General features: G+C 43.0%; 5 protein-coding genes and 1 pseudogene. All 6 read left to right on the top strand.

Annotation, left to right across the window (positions count from 1 at the left end):
• Positions 1-1914: pseudogene (locus tag HSISS3_RS11335) on the top strand (Rib/alpha-like domain-containing protein); the annotation flags it as partial.
• Positions 1915-2369: 455 nt separating this feature from the next.
• Positions 2370-8525 (top strand): YSIRK signal domain/LPXTG anchor domain surface protein, encoded by a 6156-nt coding sequence (locus tag HSISS3_RS07955; RefSeq protein ID WP_021152314.1) that lies wholly within the window; start codon positions 2370-2372, stop codon positions 8523-8525.
• Positions 8526-8966: 441 nt separating this feature from the next.
• On the top strand, positions 8967-12596 hold the full coding sequence (locus HSISS3_RS07950) for a mucin-binding protein (RefSeq protein WP_021152313.1): 3630 nt from the start codon (positions 8967-8969) through the stop codon (positions 12594-12596).
• A gap of 188 nt (positions 12597-12784) precedes the next feature.
• Positions 12785-13993, top strand: coding sequence for an exonuclease SbcCD subunit D (locus tag HSISS3_RS07945; RefSeq protein WP_021152312.1), 1209 nt, complete (start codon positions 12785-12787; stop codon positions 13991-13993).
• Entirely contained in the window at positions 13990-17169 is a 3180-nt protein-coding gene (locus HSISS3_RS07940; RefSeq protein WP_021152311.1) for an AAA family ATPase, read from the top strand. The genes HSISS3_RS07945 and HSISS3_RS07940 overlap by 4 nt, the downstream gene beginning before the upstream one ends.
• Positions 17170-17544: 375 nt before the next feature.
• Positions 17545-19638 carry a glycosyltransferase gene (locus HSISS3_RS07935; RefSeq protein ID WP_021152310.1) on the top strand — a complete coding sequence of 698 codons (2094 nt, stop codon included), beginning with the start codon at positions 17545-17547 and terminating at the stop codon, positions 19636-19638.
• Positions 19639-19701: the final 63 nt, after the last annotated feature.

The raw sequence follows: 19701 nt of genomic DNA, 5'->3' as shown, positions 1-19701 counted from the left end.
TCGTACAGATGCGGACAAGAACACACCAACACCTAAGGACCAAACGGTTAATGTTGGTGAAACACCAAAAGCACAAGATTCAATCGGCAATGTTGGTGATCTTCCAGAAGGAACTAAGTTCGAGTACAAGACACCGGTTGACACAACAACAGAAGGCGACAAAGATGCAACAGTCGTTGTGACATACCCAGACGGTTCTAAAGACGAAGTACCAGTTAAGGTAACTGTTAAAGATCCACGTACGGATGCCGATAAGAATACCCCAGTAGCCAAAGATCAAACGGTTAAACCGGGCGACCAACCAAATGCTAAGGATTCAATTGGCAACGTTGGTGACCTTCCAGAAGGCACTAAGTTCGAATACAAGACACCAGTCGACACAACAACAGAAGGTGACAAAGATGCAACAGTTGTTGTCACTTACCCAGACGGTTCTAAGGACGAAGTTCCAGTTAAGGTAATCGTCAAAGATCCACGCACAGACGCCGATAAGAACACACCAACACCTAAGGACCAAACGGTTAATGTTGGTGAAACACCAAAAGCACAAGATTCAATCGGCAATGTTGGTGATCTTCCAGAAGGAACTAAGTTCGAATTCAAGACTCCAGTGGATACAACAACACCGGGCGATAAAGGAACAACAGTTGTAGTGACTTACCCAGATGGTTCAATTGATGAAGTTCCAGTCACTATCAAAGTTGTAGACCCTCGTACAGATGCGGACAAGAACACACCAACACCTAAGGATCAAACGGTTAACGTTGGTGAAACACCAAAAGCACAAGATTCAATCGGCAACGTCGGTGATCTTCCAGAAGGAACTAAGTTCGAGTACAAGACACCGGTTGACACAACAACAGAAGGCGAAAAAGATGCGACAGTTATCGTCACTTACCCAGATGGCTCTAAAGACGAAGTTCCAGTTAAGGTAATCGTTAAAGACCCACGTACAGATGCCGATAAGAATACACCTGTGGCTAAAGATCAAACGGTAAAACCAGGCGATCAACCAAACGCTAAGGATTCAATCGGTAATGTCGGTGATCTACCAGAAGGCACTAAGTTCGAGTACAAGACACCTGTTGACACAACAACAGAAGGTGAAAAGACGCTGTAGTCATTGTCACTTACCCAGATGGTTCTAAAGATGAAGTTCCAGTTAAGGTAACTGTTAAAGATCCACGTACAGATGCCGATAAGAATACACCTGTGGCTAAAGATCAAACGGTAAAACCAGGTGATCAACCAAACGCTAAGGATTCCATTGGCAACGTAGGAGATCTTCCAGAAGGCACTAAGTTCGAGTACAAGACACCAGTTGACACAACAACAGAAGGTGACAAAGACGCTACAGTTATCGTCACTTACCCAGATGGTTCTAAAGATGAAGTTCCTGTCACAGTTAAGGTTGTAGATCCACGTACTGATGCGGACAAGAACACTCCAACAGCTAAGGAACAAACAGTAAACAAGGGCGAAACTCCAGATGCGAAGAACTCAATCGGCAACGTCAGTGACCTTCCAAATGGAACTAAGTTCGAATTCAAGACACCAGTTGATACTACAACTGAAGGTAACAAAGACGCTACTGTTATTGTCACATATCCAGATGGTTCTAAAGACGAAGTTCCAGTTAAGGTGATTGTTAAGGATCCACGTACAGATGCGGATAAGAACACACCAACGGTTGACAATCAAGAAACTAAAGCAACTCCAGCACCAACAGTGCATAAACCTGCTCCTGCATTAGATACAGTTCATGTCGCCTCAAAAGCAACACCAGCTGCAACTGATACTAAGCAAGCTTTGCCTGAGACAGGTGAAAACACTTCATTATTGGCTACTCTATTGGGTGGTTTGATGACAGTGGCTGGACTTGGTTTGGCAGGAAAACGCAAAAAAGAAGACTAAGATAGTTCATAGGTTAGATCCCTCAACATAGTTAGTTAGGCTATTTCGGTTTTCGAAAAAAGAGACTCATCCCATAAGGGGTGGGTCTCTTTTGTGTCTATTACAAGATAGTTTTTGTTTATATTAAAAAATTAGATAAAAACTCAAAAGGTGAAGAGGTTTATTCAAAAAATATTAGTAACTTAGATTATAGGGGGAATTCCCATAAATAGTGATATGCATGAAAATGCTTATATGAAAAGGTTTGATTATTTTCACGAGGATCTAGTTACTAATCATAATTCGTTTTTTATATTGATTAAAAATTAGAGAAAATACTTGCTTAAAGATTAAAAAAAGGATATGATAGACTTCGGAAGAAGGTTAATAAATGTATGGAGTGCGTGTTTTTCAATAACGTCTTCGTTTTTTGACGTGCCTTGGGGTACAAGGATTAACATATAGGAAGATTTTGAATGAAACAAGCAAATCATGTTTTTGAAAAAGTGACAAAATACGCCATTCGTAAATTGTCAGTAGGTGTAGGGCCAGTTGCTATCGGGACATTCTTGTTAGCAGGTGGTCTTTTCGTGTCTAAACCAGTTTCGGCAGACCAGGTTACTTCGGATGCATCGGTACACATAGCCTATGTCACAGAAAATGAATTAACAGCTGAAGAGCAGAAGCAAGTGGTACATGCTATTCCTAAGGAATATCAAAATGAGGACACTTTTTATCTGGTTTATAAACGTAAGGGAGACAGTCAAGCCACTCTTCCTCAGACAGGAAGTTCTGACTGGGCAGCGACAGGTTTGGGATTGGCAACAGCGACTATGGCTGTCTTGCTATTTTCAAAAAAACATCGTAAAAAAATTATTGGCTTGGTCTTGATTGGGGCCGCAGGGCAAAGTCTCCTTGTGCCGATAGAGGTTCTTGCCTTGCAAAACAAGGAGTTGCAGGCCTATAATCAAACTCTTGCGGTTTCAAATAAAGAAGATTTGGCTAAGGGTGTTATTGCCATTGATGGTTATGAGTATGTGGGTTATCTGCGTTACTCTGCTAAGCCGGAGCTTGAACAACCTTTGGAGAATACTTTGCAAGGGCTTGAGTCTTCAATAAAAGAAGATAATACAGTTAGTCAGGGGACAGCTGATAGGGATAGTAAGGGAATCAGTTGGAAAAAAGGTAGTCAGGAGTCAGGTCATGAGGGCGAAGCTCTAGTTCAACCTGCTAACCCAGAGTACACTGGGCCAATTAGCGCTAAAGGTACGCAAGAATCAGGTCATGAAGGCGAGGCAGCTGTTCAACCTGCTAACCCAGAGTACACTGGACCAATTAGCGCTAAAGGTACGCAAAAATCAGGTCATGAAGGCGAGGCAGCTGTTCAACCTGCAAATCCAGATTACACTGGTCCAATCAGTGCCAATGGTACTCAAGAGGTCGGTCATGAAGGCGAAGCGTTGGTTCAACCTGCTAGTCCAGATTACACTGGTCCAATCAGTGCTAATGGTACCCAAGAAGTTGGTCATGAAGGTGAAGCCCTTGTTCAACCTGCCGCTCCAGAGTATACCGGCCCAATCAGTGCTAATGGCACGCAAGAAGTTGGTCATGAAGGTGAGGCAGCTGTTCAACCCGCTAATCCAGAGTACACAGGTTCAATCAGTAGCGATACTACAAGTGCTAACGGTACCCAAGAAGTTGGTCACGAGGGTGAAGCATGGGTTCAACCAGCTAACCCAGATTACACTGGACCGATCAGTGCTAACGGTACCCAAGAAGTTGGTCACGAGGGTGAAGCATGGGTCCAACCAGCTAATCCAGATTACACTGGATCGATCAGTGCTAACGGTACCCAAGAAGTTGGCCATGAAGGCGAAGCAGCTGTTCAACCTGCTAATCCAGACTATACTGGCAAACTGGAAGCTAAGGGTACACAAGAATCAGGTCATGAAGGCGAAGCCCTTGTTCAACCTACAAATCCAGAGTACACAGGCAAACTGGAAGCCAAGGGTACACAAGAATCAGGTCACGAAGGTGAGGCGGCTGTCCAACCCGAGAATCCTGTCCACACTCCAGTTGTTGGAAGTGTCACAGAGACTGAGACGCAAGCCATCGATTATCCTATCGAAGTTATCACTGATGATAGCAAGTATGTGGATGAAGAAGTTGTCGAACAAGAGGGGCAAAAAGGTAGCCAAGAAATCCAGAAGATTTACCAAACCATTGATGGTGTCAAGGTTGGTGAGCCAACTATTGTGTCAGGTAAGGTTATCGAGGTGCCACAACCTAGAAAAATCCGTCGTGGTAGCAAGTCTCTAGACGGAACAACGACTGAAGAATCTATTGTAGAGCTTCCATTTAAGGAAATTATCCAAGAGGATGATAGTCTTGAAAAGGGCACTCTTAAGGTTGTTCAAGAAGGCCAAAAAGGTCAAAATAAAATCACCAAGGTCTATAAGACCTATAAAGGGAATAAGACGTCTGAGGCACCAACTATCACTGAAACCGTGCTCGTTCCTGTTCAAGACCGTATCGTTCATAAAGGGACCAAGGTGTCAGAAAAGCCTGTGCTTACACTGACACAGATTGACAAGGATGATTTGGGTCGAAGTGCTAAACTGAGCTACAACTTGACTAATCCAGGTTCAGCAACCATTACGACTATTAAAGCGGTCCTTAAGCAAGATGGACAAGTTGTCCAAACGCTTGATATTCCTAGCACGACCTTGACTGCTGACCTAACCAACTTAGCTTATTACAAGCCTTATACACTTACAACAACCATGACCTTTAATCGTGGCAATGGTGAGGAAAGTCAGGTCTTGGCAGACCAAACCATCCAACTTGACCTCAAGAAAGTTGAGATTAAAGACCTTGCCCGTACAGATTTGATTAAGTATGACAATCAAACAGAAGTGGATGAGACCCGCCTGACAGCTGTGCCTCAGGATCTCACGAAATACTACTTGAAGATGACTTCGGCAGATCAGAAGACCACTTACTTGGCAGTTAAGTCTATCGAAGAAACAACAGTTGATGGCAAAGCGGTTTATAAGGTGACTGCAGTGGCGGACAATTTGGTGCAACGGGATGCCCAAAATCACTTTGCGCAAACCTATAGCTACTACATTGAGAAACCAAAGCCTAGTCAAGCTAATGTTTACTATGATTTTGGTGAGTTGGTCAATGCCATTCAGGCTAATCCATCAGGTGAGTTTAGACTTGGTCAAAGCATGAGTGCTCGCCACATCGTTCCAAATGGCAAGTCATACATTACCTCAGAATTTACCGGTAAGTTGATTAGTGATGGTGACAAACGCTTTGCCATCTATGATTTAGAGCACCCATTGTTTAATGTCATCAATGGCGGTACTATCAAGAATGTTAACTTTGAAAATGTAGACATCAATCGTCCTGGACAAAATCAAATCGCAACCATTGGATTTAACCTTAAAAACAAAGGTTTGATTGAAGATGTTAAGGTGACTGGTTCAGTGACCGGTAACAATGACGTTGCAGGTATTGTCAATAAGATTGATGAAGATGGTAAGATTGAAAATGTCGCCTTCATCGGTAAGATTAACTCTGTTGGTAATAACTCAACAGTTGGTGGGGTTGCTGGCTCAAACTACATGGGATTTGTTAACAGAGCCTATGTGGATGCGATTATTACGGCCAATAATGCCAATGCCAGTATGCTGGTACCATATGTCACCTACATGCTTAATAGCTGGAAGTCAGGAACCAAGGCTAGAGTAACAAACTCAGTAGCTAAAGGTGTGCTTGATGTTAAAAACACAAGATATGTTGGTGGTATTGTTGCCAAGACTTGGCCTTACGGAGCTGTTCAAGACAACGTGACCTATGCCAAGGTTGTCAAAGGTCAAGAAATCTTTGCTTCTAATGATGTGGATGACGAAGATGGTGGACCTCATATCAAAGACCTCTTTGGCGTTATCGGCTATAGCTCTGCCGAAGATGGCACTGGTAGAGATACCAAGAGTCCGAAAAAACTCAAACATTTGACTAAGGAAGAAGCTGATAAGCGTGTTGAAGGATACAAGATCACAGCTGATACATTTGTCAGCGAACCTTACGAGTTGAATACCCTTAATAATGTTTCTAGTCAAGCTGATTTTGCCAATATTCAAGATTATAAGCCTGAATACAAGCAGGCTTACAAGAATATCGAGAAACTTCAACCATTCTATAACAAGGATTATATTGTCTATCAAGCAAACAAACTGGCTAAAGACCATAACCTGAATACCAAAGATGTGCTCTCAGTGACACCAATGAAAGACAGTAATTTTGTCACAGATTTAAGTGATGCTAACAAGATTATTGTTCACTATGCTGATGGTACCAAAGACTACTTCAAGCTTTCAGATAGTTCCGAAGGATTGAGCAACGTTAAGGAGTACACTGTTACTGATTTGGGTATCACGTACACCCCAAATATCGTTCAAAAAGACCACTCAAGCCTCATCAACGGTATTGTCGATATCCTTAAACCGATTGAGTTGCAGTCTGACCCAATTTACCAAAAACTTGGTCGTACTGGAGGAAACAAGGTCAATGCTATTAAGAATCTTTACTTGGAAGAAAGCTTTGACGCTGTTAAGAATAATTTGACTAGCCTTGTCACTAAGCTGGTTGAGAATGAGGATCATCAACTCAACCAATCACCTGCTGCCCAACAAATGATTCTTGACAAGGTTGAGAAAAATAAGGCTGCCCTCTTGCTAGGTTTGACCTACTTGAATCGCTACTATGGTGTGAAATTTGATGATGTCAATATCAAGGAACTCATGCTCTTTAAACCAGATTTCTATGGTAACAATGTGGATGTTCTTGACCGCTTGATTGAAATTGGCTCTAAGGAAAATAATATCAGTGGTTCAAGAACATACGATGCTTTCGGTGAAGTTCTAGCTAAATATACTAAATCTGGAGATTTAAACGACTTCCTTAACTACAATCGAAAACTCTTTACCACTATTGATAATATGAACGACTGGTTCATTGATGCGACTAAGGATAAGGTCTATGTTGTCGAGAAAGCTTCTCAAAACCAAGGTGTCGGCGAGCACAAGTACCGTGCTTATGATAACTTAACCCGTGGCTTGCATCGAAAGATGATTCTTCCTTTGTTGAATCTTGATAAGACACAGATGTTCTTGATTTCTACTTATGACACCATGTCTTATGGTACAGCCAATAAATACAACACGACCTTGGAGAAATTCAAGCCTGAGATTGATTTGGCTGCTCAACGTCAAATTAACTATCTTGATTTCTGGCAACGATTGGCTACCGATAAGGTTAAGGACAGATTGTTCAAGGATATTGTCATTCCGGTCTGGGAAGGTTACTATGTCTGGGGTCATGGTTGGCCAGGTTGGCCAGATCGCTACGGCCAATTTAAAGACAGTAAAGATATCTATGCGCCAATTCGTGAAATCTATGGCCCAGTCGGCGAATACTATGGAGATAATGGTGCTGTGGCTGGTGCGTATGCGTCTATTTACGACAATGCCTACGATAACCGTGCCAAGGTAACCTTTATCATGTCTAATGTGGTTAGTGAGTACGGAGCCTCTGCCTTCACGCATGAAACGACCCACATCAATGACCGTATTGCCTACTTTGGCGATTATGGTCGTCGTGAAGGAACAGACGTTGAAGCTTATGCCCAAGGTCTTCTTCAATCACCAGCTACTCAGGGTCACCAAGGTGAATACGGAGCACTAGGACTCAATATGGCCTTTGAACGCCCTAATGATGGTAATCAATGGTATGACACAAATCCAAACAAGTTGAATTCACGTGAAGCCATCGACCGTTACATGAAGGGTTACAATGATACCCTCATGCTTCTTGACTCACTTGAAGGGGAAGCGGTCCTTAGTCAAGGCAACCGGGACCTCAATAATGCTTGGTTCAAGAAGGTCGATAAGGAAATGCGTGGTAGCAGCAAAAATCAATACGATAAGGTTCGTCCTTTGAACGATAGTGAAAAGGCTATGACCTTGACCTCTATCGATGACCTTGTGGACAACAACTTCATGACCAATCGTGGACCGGGCAATGGTGTCTATAAACCAGATGATTTCGCTTCTGCCTATGTCAATGTGCCTATGATGTCTGCCATTTATGGCGGAAATACCAGCGAGGGTTCTCCTGGTGCCATGTCCTTCAAGCATAATACCTTTAGACTTTGGGGTTATTATGGTTATGAGAAAGGCTTCCTTGGTTATGCGACTAACAAGTATAAACAAGAAGCCAAAGCAGCCGGTAAGAGCACTCTAGGTGATGACTTTATCATCAGCAAGATTTCAGATGGTCAGTTCACCTCTCTAGAAGCCTTCAAGAAGGCCTACTTCAAAGAAGTAAAAGAAAAAGCGTCGCATGGTATGACACCAGTAACGATTGATGGCACAAGTGTTGCCTCTTACAATGATTTATTGACCTTGTTCAAGGATGCTGTTGCCAAAGATGCAGCAAGTATCAAGACGGATAAGAATGGTAATAAGTCAGTGTCAACAAGTCATACGACTAAACTCAAAGAAGCTGTCTACAAGAAACTCTTGCAAGAAACAGATAGTTTCACAAGCTCTATTTTCAAATAATAGCTCAAATAATCCCTCTTGGAAAACATCCAAGGGGATTTTTGAGTCTTGTCAAAAAATTAGCGGAGAGAGGTATTTCCTATCATTAGATTGGCAATTGGGAAAGCATAAGGCTAGGCTGTCAATGACCTTTCTTGTATCTTTTAATCTCTATCATAAAAAGGACATAAAAGAGTAGTGTTGAGACGGATTTTTAATAAATACGGTCTGCTTATGAAAGTCTTTTGAAAATTATAAAACTGACAAAGTGGTTCATTTTGGAAAGTTGTGGTTAGAACGCTTTGATAAATCAAAGGATTTAGATAAGGGACAAAGATTAATGTTTTCTAAGAAAAATTAAATTAACAAACAATTATTAGTATATATTTGACAATTTAATAATTATGGTATAAAATGGAAGACGTATATAAAGTAATTTGGATATTGAGGAATTTTATTACTATGAGAGATATGTTTAATAAACGCCAACATTTTTCATTACGGAAATACAGCTTTGGTGTAGCCTCTGTTCTTTTGGGAGTTTCAATTTTTTCAAATGCACAGGGCGCACAAGCTGATGAAACGGTAGCACCAGCTACTACAGGTATGGCAACAACTGCTGAACCTGATGTGGTTGTAGAACAGTCAACACCGGCAGCGGCATCAACGGCCCCAACAACAACAGAAAACGCACCAAGCTCAGTGTCAACTGTGGCTTTGGCCAGCGAACAGCCCCAATCAGCAGCACCAGCCAGCCAGGCAGCTTCGACTAGTCAAACAGCAGCTAGCTCAGAAGTAGCGTCACATGCTGCTTCACAAGCTAGCTCTGAGTCTGCAGCAGCGCAAGCAACTTCAGTAGCTACAAGTGCACAAGCCCTTAGCTCACCAGCAGCCACTGAGGCTCCTGCAGCTGGACAAGTCTCAGCTCAAACGACTGGTGCAGTAACTTCAGTTGCAGCAGCAACAGAAGCTACTAGCACAGAATCAAAGGCTGTAAATAGCGCTCTTAAGGTAGCCACAAGTGAGTTGGCTGTGACAAGCAGCGAATTAAACGCAGCCGAAGCTAGTCTTAACTCTGAAAACCTCATCAATGCTATGGGACTTGCGGTCGCAAACCGTGATCTTCGTCCAGTTGATGCACTCACTGTTTTGACCAATGCTGGAGCAGGCTCAACCAACCCTGACTTGACTAACCTTGGCTATAAGTTGAACTATTTGCCAGAACTTCAACAGCACTTTGTTAACATTGACCACATCAACCACCTTAAAGTCGTTCGTGATAGCGATGGTGTCATGAGAGCTTATGACTACATTGACGATGCGACTGGTAGATATGTGGTTGTCGAAAACTATGCCAACCTCGGTATTATCGACTATGTGGATGAAGCTGGAAATAAGATTCCAAACTCTTCAACCTACCGTATTAACAACTCAACTGAAACAATCACAGCAAACGGTAAAACTTACAATAAAATCTATGATGCCGGTATAACAGAACTTCCACCAGTGCCAGCAGGTTACCGTATCAAGTACGCATCTGCTGATAAGTCTAGAGCTAATGCTTATGTGGATGTTTTGAAAGCAGAACGTCAATATGATTATGTTAACGGTATTGCAACGATTCGCTCAAATCGTTCTTGGGCTTATAATCAAAGCCGTGTCGTTGACCTCGTTCAATTTGCCAATGGCGCTCAAGGTTTAGATGCTTCTATTGATGCTAATGGTGGCGGTCAATATTTGGCACCAGGTTACCGTTACCACATTATCGTTGAAAAAGATACTAAAGATGTGACTAAGACAACCAGTCAAACCGTTAGCTACACTGGTGCTGATGCTAAGACACCAGCTGCTAACACTCAAAACGACTTTAGCTTTAGCGGTAAAGAAGATCCTACAACTAACACAACAACTTGGACAGCAACGAGCCATACTTACGGCACAGTTAAGACTCCAGTTGTGACTGGCTACTATGCGGATAAAGCAGTAGCTGGCGGTAAGACAGTTACTCCAGATGCACCAAATGCAACTGATACAGTGACTTACAGGGCCTTTGGTAAATTCATTGCCGTTGATGAAAATGGCAATCCAATTCCAGGTGTCTCAACAACTGCTTATACAAACGATCCAGATGATGCGACTAAGATGATTGCCATCGACAAGACAATTCCAAGTATCGCTGGTTACACTGTTAAAGCCCTTCCAGTGTCTCCATCAAATCCTGGTGAAGATACACGTGTCGTTTACGTAGCTATCGTTAACGATGTGACTAAAGCTACTAAACAAACGGTTACCTTCCAAGGTGCAGGTGACAAGACACCAGCTGCAGATGTAAAATCTGACTATACTTTTGCAGGTAAAGATAACCAAGCAACTGGTAAAGTGACTTGGAATGAAGCTAGCCACACCTATGCTAGCGTTAAAGTTCCTGTTGTAACAGGTTACTTTGCAGATAAAGCCCTAGCAGGTGGTAAGACAGTTACTCCAGATGCTCCAGAAGCAACTGATACCGTAACTTATAAGGCCTTTGGTAAATTCATCATTGTGGATGAAAATGGCAATCCAATTCCAGGAGTTTCAGATACTGCCTACATCAATGATCCTAACGATCCAACTAAGATGATTGCTGTTGACAAGAACTTGCCAACTATCCCAGGATACACTGCTAAGGTTGTACCTGCGACACCAGGTGATTTGTCTAGCGACACTAAGGTTGTCTATGTTAAGAATGATCAAAAAGCAAGTGTTACTTATCGTGATGAAACTGGTGGTTCAACGCTTGAAACTGTTGCTTTGGCTGGTAAATCTGGCGAAGCGGTTGGTTATTCAACAGCTGAACGCATCAAACACTATCAAGAACTTGGCTATGTCCTTGTGACAGATGGATATCCAGCTGGCGCAACATTTGATTTGGACAGTGCGGTAGATCAAGCTTGGACAGTAAGCTTCAAACGTGTTGCACTTGACTTTAATCCAGATGATGCTCACGAACCAGGTACGCCAATCTATCCTAACCAACCAAATGGTCCAAAATGGCCTGATAAAGATGCCTACCTCAAGGATGTGACTTACACTGTTCATTATGCAAGTAAAGACAGCCATGCGAAATTGCCAGCAGATAGCGTTCAAAAGGCACAATGGAAACGTTCATTGACCCTTGATTCTGTAACAGGCGATATTCTTACAACTGGTGAATGGAAGGCCGATAAGACTAAATTTGATCTCGTCCTCACACCTTTGGTTAATGGTTACTTCGCTGATAAAGGCCGTGTAGCTGCTCAAGATGTTACTATGGACAGCAAGGTTGAAACGGTTACTTACACTAAATTTGGTAAGATCATTCCTGTTGACGAAAAAGGTAACCCAATCCCAGGTGCTGAAGGAATCGCTTACACAAATGACCCTAATGACCCAACCAAGGCTGCTATGACGCTTGTTCCTGAGATTAAAGGTTACAAGGCTGATAAGACTGGTGTGACACCAAGCAATCCTGGTGAAGATACTAAGGTTGTTTACAAGTTGGTTAATGCAGAACCTGCTAAACCAGCAGTTAACAAAGAAGTTGGTACAATCGTCGTTATCTACCGTGATGAATATGGTAACCAAATCAAGATGCCACTTGTTATCACTAACTCTGTTGGTGCTGATGTTAACCTTCACGGCGACCGTTACATCTACCGTAATGGTGTGAAATACGAATTGATTCGTCAAGAAGGTAAATCAACAGACAAGATGACTGAAGGTCAAACAGTTGTTACTTACATCTACCGCAAGGTTGAAGATGGTTCAACACCTTCAACTGCTAATGGTGGAAGCTCAACTTCTAAAGCTGTTAAAGCAACTTCAAACGGTGCTAAAGGATCTAAGGGTTCAGGTTCAGCAGCTGATGGTGCTTCAGACGGTAAAGGTTCAGATAAGAAGAAATCTGGAAATAAAGATGGTAAGAAGGCAGATGGTTCTGATAAAGCTAAGGAAGGCGATGAACAATTGCCAGTAACAGGTGACTCAGGTAACAACCTCGAAGCAATGGGTGTTGTTGTCATGGGACTCATGACTGGACTTGCAGCTATGAACCGTCGTAAAAAACAAGACTAAGATTTTAATACCTTATCTTTCATAAATTCCAAAAATAATAATCTCTCTCGAGTAGGAATTGCTCGGGAGAGATTTTTTGGTCTTTGCAGCTAAAAAGCGGAAAAACTATCAAAGCCTGTGAAACTTTTAAGCAGTATTCAGCTTGATAAGGTACAATAGAGTAAGACAAAACGAATGAGGAGACTGTCATGAAGTTTTTACATACGTCAGATTGGCATGTAGGGCGAACGCTCAATGGCTGGTCTTTGTTGGAGGAGCAGGAGTGGGCCTTTCAACAAATTGTGGATTTGGCTATTAGCGAAAAAGTGGATGGGGTCATCATTGCGGGAGACCTCTATGACCGTGCGGTACCGCCTGTGGATGCGATTAAGCTATTTAATAAGACCTTGGCCCGTTTGGTGTTGGAGAAGCAGATTCCTGTCTATGCTATCAGTGGCAACCACGATGGTGCTGAACGTTTGCATTTTGGGCGAGACTTTTTTCAACCTCAGGGCCTTCATTTGAGCACACGTCTGGAAGAGGCTTTTGAGCCTATTGAGCTGGAGGCTTGCCAGATTTTCCTCCTTCCCTTTATCGATCCTATTGATGCCCGTATTTACTATAAAGACGATAAGGATAAGGAAATTCAGGGGATTGGTGATGCCTTGGCCTACATTCTCCAGTATATGGAAAAAGCCTTTGATCCTGACAAGGCCCATATTTTGGTGACGCATTTTGCGGTTTCTAAGAAGAATGATAGCGATGGTCAAAGTCTACGGGAATTGATGTTGTCTGAAACTAGCAATACGGTAGGTGGTCTTTCTAATGTGACCAGTGATCTTTTCAAGGCTTTCGATTATGTGGCCTTGGGGCATATCCATACGCGCTTTGCCAGTCCGAGCCAGTGCGTGCACTATTCAGGCAGTCCGGTCGCCTTTAACGTCAAAGAAGCCAAGCGCAAGGAAGAAAAGGGTGTCTATATTGTTGAGGTGGATGCGTCTGGTGACTTGTCTCAGACCTTCCATCCTCTGGAGGTCAGACGGCCAATTGTGGCCTTGCAGGCGACTTTTGAAACCTTGGTGGCACCCGAATTTTATAAGGAACAGCCTTGTCAAAAAGCTTGGTTTGCCTTTGATATTCACCTGTCCAGTCGTAAGGAATTAGAGGGAGTCAATGTGCGTGCCCGTCTAGAAGAAATTTATGGGACAGATATTGTGGAAATCACCTTCAGTCGTCTTGGTGATGTCAGGGAAGAAAGCTTGACTGTAGATCAGTACTTAAAAGATTTGGAAATGCAGTCGCCGCAGGAAATTGTCTCTGATTTTTACCAGACAGTGACTGGGGGCGATGTCTTGTCTGAGAGACAGACTGCCCTTGTGGAAAGTATTTTTGAGGAGATTGGGAGGAGCCGACAATGAGACCAGTTCAGTTAGAATTGACCAATTTTGGACCTTATCGTAAGGAAGTCATCAATTTCACCCAGTTTGACCATGCTCCCCTCTTTTTGATAGGTGGGGATACGGGGGCTGGTAAGAGTACCCTCTTTGATGCCATGACGGTAGCCTTGTTTGCGACGACCAGTGGTGATCGTAATGTCGAGGAGATGCGGTCAACCTTCGCTGGTCCAGAGGACGACTTGACCAAGGTAACTTTTTACTTCCAACAAGGAAACCATCTTTATCGCATTGAGCGTGTTCTCCAGCAGGAGAGGGTCAAGCGAGGTGGAGGCACTACCATGCAAAAGGCAACGGCTTCTTTAGTCATTGTGGATAAGATTGGTGGTCAGGAAATTGAAAAACTTGGGGATAAAATCAAGGAAGTTGGTGACCAGATTGAGCAGATTTTGGGGCTCAATGCCGAGCAGTTCAAACAGATTATTCTTCTTCCGCAAAATGATTTTAGTCGTTTTTTGAAAGAGGATTCCAAGACCAAGACCCAAATTTTGAAGAAAATCTTTGGAACAGGTATTTTTGACCGTTTTCAAAAGAACTTGGAAGACCGTCTTCGTCAGAGCAATAAGGATATGGATAAGCGCCAGGCTCAGTTAGATGGTCATTTTGCCAGTCAGGTGTGGTCTGAGGAGGAATTAGCCGTCTTGGCCCAAACGCCAGCCTCTGAAAAATTGGCACGTCTTGAAGAACTTCTATCTCAGCGCCAAGAAAGTCTTACGGAGCAGAAAAGCATCTTGAAGGATGCCCATGAGGACTTGACTAAACTGCAAAAAAGCTTGCAAAATGCTCAAGATTTGGCAAAGATTTTTCAAGAATTGGAGCAAGCCAAGGAGCGTTATCGTCTGGAAATTGAAGAAGGTGCTCAAGAACAGGCAGTGGCTAAAGCCCACCTAGAGGAATTGCAGTTTGCTCAAGGCTTACAAGAAACCATTAGTAGCTTGAAGCAGTATCAGAAGCAGTTGTTGCAATTAGAACAAGACCTTGAAATTGCGCAGGAAGCTTTAAGTGTCAAGGAGCAGGCTTTTGAGGACGTTAAGGCTCAGAAAGAGGCGCTCGCAGCTCAATCTGAGGCTTTTCTTCAAAAAGAAGAAAAGCTGGAAGCTTGGAAAGAGGACGTTATTTATGCCCAGAGTCTGGCCCAAGAGCAGGAGAAAATCAAACGATCAAGCTCTAACTACAAGCAGTTGGAAGAAACTTATCAGCAGGCTTCGAAAGAGATTGAGAAGCTTAACCAGTCCTTGTCAGATTTGGAGGCCAATCGTCTTAGTGTAGATAGCTTGCATGAGGCCGAAAAACTCCTTCAGTCTGTGGACTACAATGTGGAAAAACAACTGGCTCAGGACCTGAAAGAAATAGAGGACTTGAATCAGGAGTTGGAAAAGACCGACAAACGTCATCAAAGGCTCTCTTTGGAGATTGACCAAGTCCAAGAAAGCCTCAAGGAATTGGAAGCGAAGTTAGCAACAACCATAGCCTCACGTCGTCAGCTCATGATTGCCCAGTTGCAAGCAGAATTAGAGAATGGTCAGCCTTGTATGGTTTGTGGTGCTCTGGAACATCCTAAGGTTGATGGAGCACAAGCTGATGAAGCGGCTTTGAAGGATCTCATGGACCAGGTGGAGAAGCTTCAAGTTCAAAAAGAAAAGCAAGTCGCTACCTTATCAAACCGTCAGGCTACCTTGAGCGAGGTCGAATTTAAACGTCAAGATTTGCTTGATCAAGTAGCAAAAGCTGAGCAAACACTGGAAGAGCATTACCAAGAACTGAAGGAACAAGTTGAAGGTCAATTTGAATTTGAGTTTGCTGAGAGCTATGAGTCCAGTCATGGACAAAATTTGTTAAAACAAGTTAAGAAGCATTATCAAGAACTCCAAACACGCTATGATAAGGAAGAGACAGATTATGTCCGATATCAAGATGAGATAGGTAAAGCTCAAGAAAAGACGACAGATTTAGCTAAGAGATATCAAGAGGCTAAGGCAGCGCTTGACCAAGCTAGGGAGCGCCTAGAGGACTTGCAGAAAGCTCATCCAGAGCTAGAGTCCGTAGAGGTTTATCAAGACCGTATTGCACATGCCAAGCAGGATTTGGCTCTTTATGAGAAAAAGGTCAAGGAGAATGGTGAAGCCTACAACCAACTTCATGCCGATATTAGAGAAATCAAGGGGCAAGTTGAGACCATAACCACTTCTACAGAAAAAGCCAATAAAGATGTACAGCGTTTATCAGCTGAATTAGGCCAAAGTCTTAAGGCTGAAGGAGCTCTCACCAATGACCTAGAGCAAATCCAGCTTTGGCTTCTTGAGGTGAACAAGCAAGCGATTCCTAAGATCCAGGCTCAATTGACAAGCTACCAAACTCTTAAACAAGAGTTGAAGGCGCAGATTGTCAAGGGTCAAGAGTTTATCAAAGGCCAAGAAAAGCCGGACCTTGGCAATTTAACACAGGCAGTAGAGGCTAGTCAGGAGAGCTACGATAAGCAGTTGGCTCAGGTATCCGTTATGGAAAAAGGTCTTAAGGATGCGATGGCTACCTACCAAGCTGCCAAAACCCTTCAAGACAGCAACCAAGAGGCCTTCAAGGCCCACCAAGAGCTTAGTGACTTGGTCAAGGTGGTCAAGGGAGAAAATACGGCTCTAACTGGACGACTCAATCTTGAAGTCTATGTTATCCGTCAGTATTTCCAACAAATCTTGGACTATGCCAATGCCAACTACATCGGTCTCTTAACGGATAATCGCTATTCCTTTGTCCTGAGTGAGGAAGGACGCAGGGCGCGTGATCACTTTGGTTTGGACATCAACGTCTATGACCAATTGACAGGTAGCGAGCGTTCCGTCAAATCCTTGTCTGGTGGTGAGACCTTTATCGCTGCACTGGCTATTGCCCTATCCCTCTCAGAAGTCGTGCAAAATACCAGCAAGGGTGCCGTTGTTGAAGCCCTCTTCATCGACGAAGGATTCGGGTCACTAGACAAGGAAGCCCTGACCAAGGCTATTGCCGTTTTGGAACAAATCGGTGAAAATCGCATGGTCGGTGTCATCAGCCACGTGGACGACATGAAAGAAGGTATCGCTCAACAACTAGCCATCATTAAGTCGCATGATGGTAGCAGTCGCATTAAGATTGTGGATAAGGGTTAAGGGGAGTAGAGAGATTAAGAGCCTCCACCAAAATTTTTTAACCATTCTAAGAGATAGTTGTCATCTGACCTATCTCTTTTTCTAGTCCCTTGTTAGAAGCGCCCCAACTGTCAGTTTTTTCTGAAAATAAAAGGAAATAATGTTGCAAAAAATTCCTCATATAAAAGTTAATCTATTAGAAAATTAAGTGATTGTATGATATAATCTAATATGGTTAAGTCTCGTTAAAATCAGGGAAAAGGATATAGAAAGTGCTGACAGTCCTTATCTTTTGTGACTGCAGAAACTGCTGTTAACCTCTTAAACGGGTCCTTGTGTATAAGGAGCTGTTTGAGACAGAACACTAATACTAGCTAGAAGAAATAAGACATAAAAATGACAGAAAAAATTTCCGTAATTATACCCGTCTACAATGTAGAAAAGCAGATTCAGACCTGTTTAGACAGCGTTTTGGGTCAAACCTATCAAAATCTTGAAATCATTCTCATCAACTATGGGTCAACAGATAATAGTGATACGATTTGCCGTAGATATGCTGCTCAGGACTCACGTATTCTTTATTTTAAAAAGGATAACGGTGGACTTTCAGATGCCCGTCATATTGGTATCCGCCAAGCTAAGGGTGACTATGTGACTTATGTGGATGCGGAAGATTGGGTTGAGTCAACCTATTTGGAAGACCTCTATAGCAAGCTTTTGGCTTATGAGGCTGATATTGCTGTGGCCAATTATAGTGTCTATAAGGAATCGGAGAATCGCTTTTATTTTCACATCAAAGATGAAGACTATTACGAGCAGGTTTATTCACCGGCTCAGATTATAGACGGCCTCTTTGAAGAAACTAACAACATTAATATCGCCCTGATCTCTGCGACTGGAAAACTCTACAAGCGTTCTTTGTTTAACGACTTGCTTTTCCCTAAAGAACATGTGGGAGAGGACGGCTTTTTCAATCTTAAGGCCTATCTCATGAGTGAGCGCACGATTTACCTTAACAAGGGTCTCTATATTTATCGTGAGAGTCCTGAGATGCCATCGGCGACTTGGATGCAGGACTGGATGATGACCTTGGTTTACGCCATGGAAGAGCGCTTGGCTATTGTGGCTAGTCATGGTTTCCCTATGGAAAAATACATGATTACCTACCGTCAGATGTTGGCTGCTTGCCTGAAAAATGTGGAAGAGCAAGGGCTTACGCATTCTGATGCCTACCGCTCTATCCAGGAAAAATATCAGGTCTTACGCTTAGCGCCTCAACGTTATGAGACCAAAAAGCGTGCTATTGTCCTAGCGGCTAACTATGGCTATGTTGATCAAGTGCTTGCGACCATGAAGTCCATCGTTTTCCACCATCGTAATATCCGTTTTTACTTGATTAATGATGATTTCTCACAAGAATGGTTCAGGGGGCTCAACCGTCATCTGGCTGCTTTTGGTAGTGAGGTGATTAACTGTCGTGTGGACAGTAGTCAGATCAAGCAATACAAGACTAATAGTAACTATGCCAGCTATCTCCGCTATTTTGTAGCTGATTTTGTGTCTGAGGAACAGGCACTGTATCTGGATAGTGATATGGTGGTTACGGGTTCACTGGAGGATCTTTTTACACTTGATTTACAGGGGCGTCCTCTTGCTGCTGTTCGTGATTATGCTATTCAGGTTCAGGACCGTCAGTATATGTTTGATGCCGGGTTTATGGTGATTGATACTGCCTATTGGAAGCAATACAATATGAGACGCCACTTAATTGACATGACCAGTGAGTGGCATGATAAGGTACCATTTGCGGAACAGTCTATTTTGAATATGGTCTTCCGTAATAACTGGTTGCCCTTGTCTTTCGACAATAACTATGCCGTCACCAAGTCAAGTTTGGCTGGTTTCCATTTGCCTAATGGACAATCTTATCCTAAGGTTTTACACTACGCCTCACATCGTAAGCCTTGGCTGCCTTTAGCCTGTCAATCCTATCGTGACGTTTGGTGGTTCTATGCCCAAATGGATTGGTCAGGGGTGGGTGATAATCCTGGCTTGCTACCACTCTTAGAGGATATGATTTATCCGAAGGGGCGTCCATTTACCTGCCTGATTTATACCAATATTGCAGAAATTCCGCATTTGACAGATCTTATCTCTGCGCTTCCTAAGGTTCAGTTTAAGATTGCCTGTCGCCAGCATGTTTCAGATAAACTGGCACAATTAATCACTTATCCCAATGTGACAGTTTACTCAGCCATTGCAGGCTTAAATGGCTTAGACTTGGAGTTGGTTCATACCAGTGACCTCCTTTTGGATATTAACCCTGGAAGAAAGGTAGTGGAAATCCTTGATGCCTTTAGGTTCGAAAATAAACCCATTCTAGGCTTTGAGGATCTCAAGTCAACCAAACATAACCAACAGACCTACTCAAGAGATCGTTGGAAAGAGATGGCTGAGACCATTCGTCAAATGCGTAAAAAGAGCCTTTGATGAGGCTTTTGCTCGTTTGGTTTTGGTATGAATAGGAAATAAAAAACTCAGTGACTTAGACAG

Origin of the sequence: Streptococcus sp. HSISS3 (assembly GCF_000448605.1) — a bacterium.
Lineage (GTDB): Bacteria > Bacillota > Bacilli > Lactobacillales > Streptococcaceae > Streptococcus > Streptococcus raffinosi.
The sequence above is the reverse complement of the archived record's forward strand: the minus strand, read 5'-3'. Positions and strand labels throughout refer to the sequence as shown.

Bases quoted from the DNA above. Each gene is read 5' to 3' on its own strand.
- HSISS3_RS07955 (WP_021152314.1), top strand. From the start codon at position 2,370: ATGAAACAAGCAAATCATGTTTTTGAAAAAGTGACAAAATACGCCATT.
- HSISS3_RS07950 (WP_021152313.1), top strand. From the start codon at position 8,967: ATGAGAGATATGTTTAATAAACGCCAACATTTTTCATTACGGAAATAC.
- HSISS3_RS07945 (WP_021152312.1), top strand. From the start codon at position 12,785: ATGAAGTTTTTACATACGTCAGATTGGCATGTAGGGCGAACGCTCAAT.
- HSISS3_RS07940 (WP_021152311.1), top strand. From the start codon at position 13,990: ATGAGACCAGTTCAGTTAGAATTGACCAATTTTGGACCTTATCGTAAG.
- HSISS3_RS07935 (WP_021152310.1), top strand. From the start codon at position 17,545: ATGACAGAAAAAATTTCCGTAATTATACCCGTCTACAATGTAGAAAAG.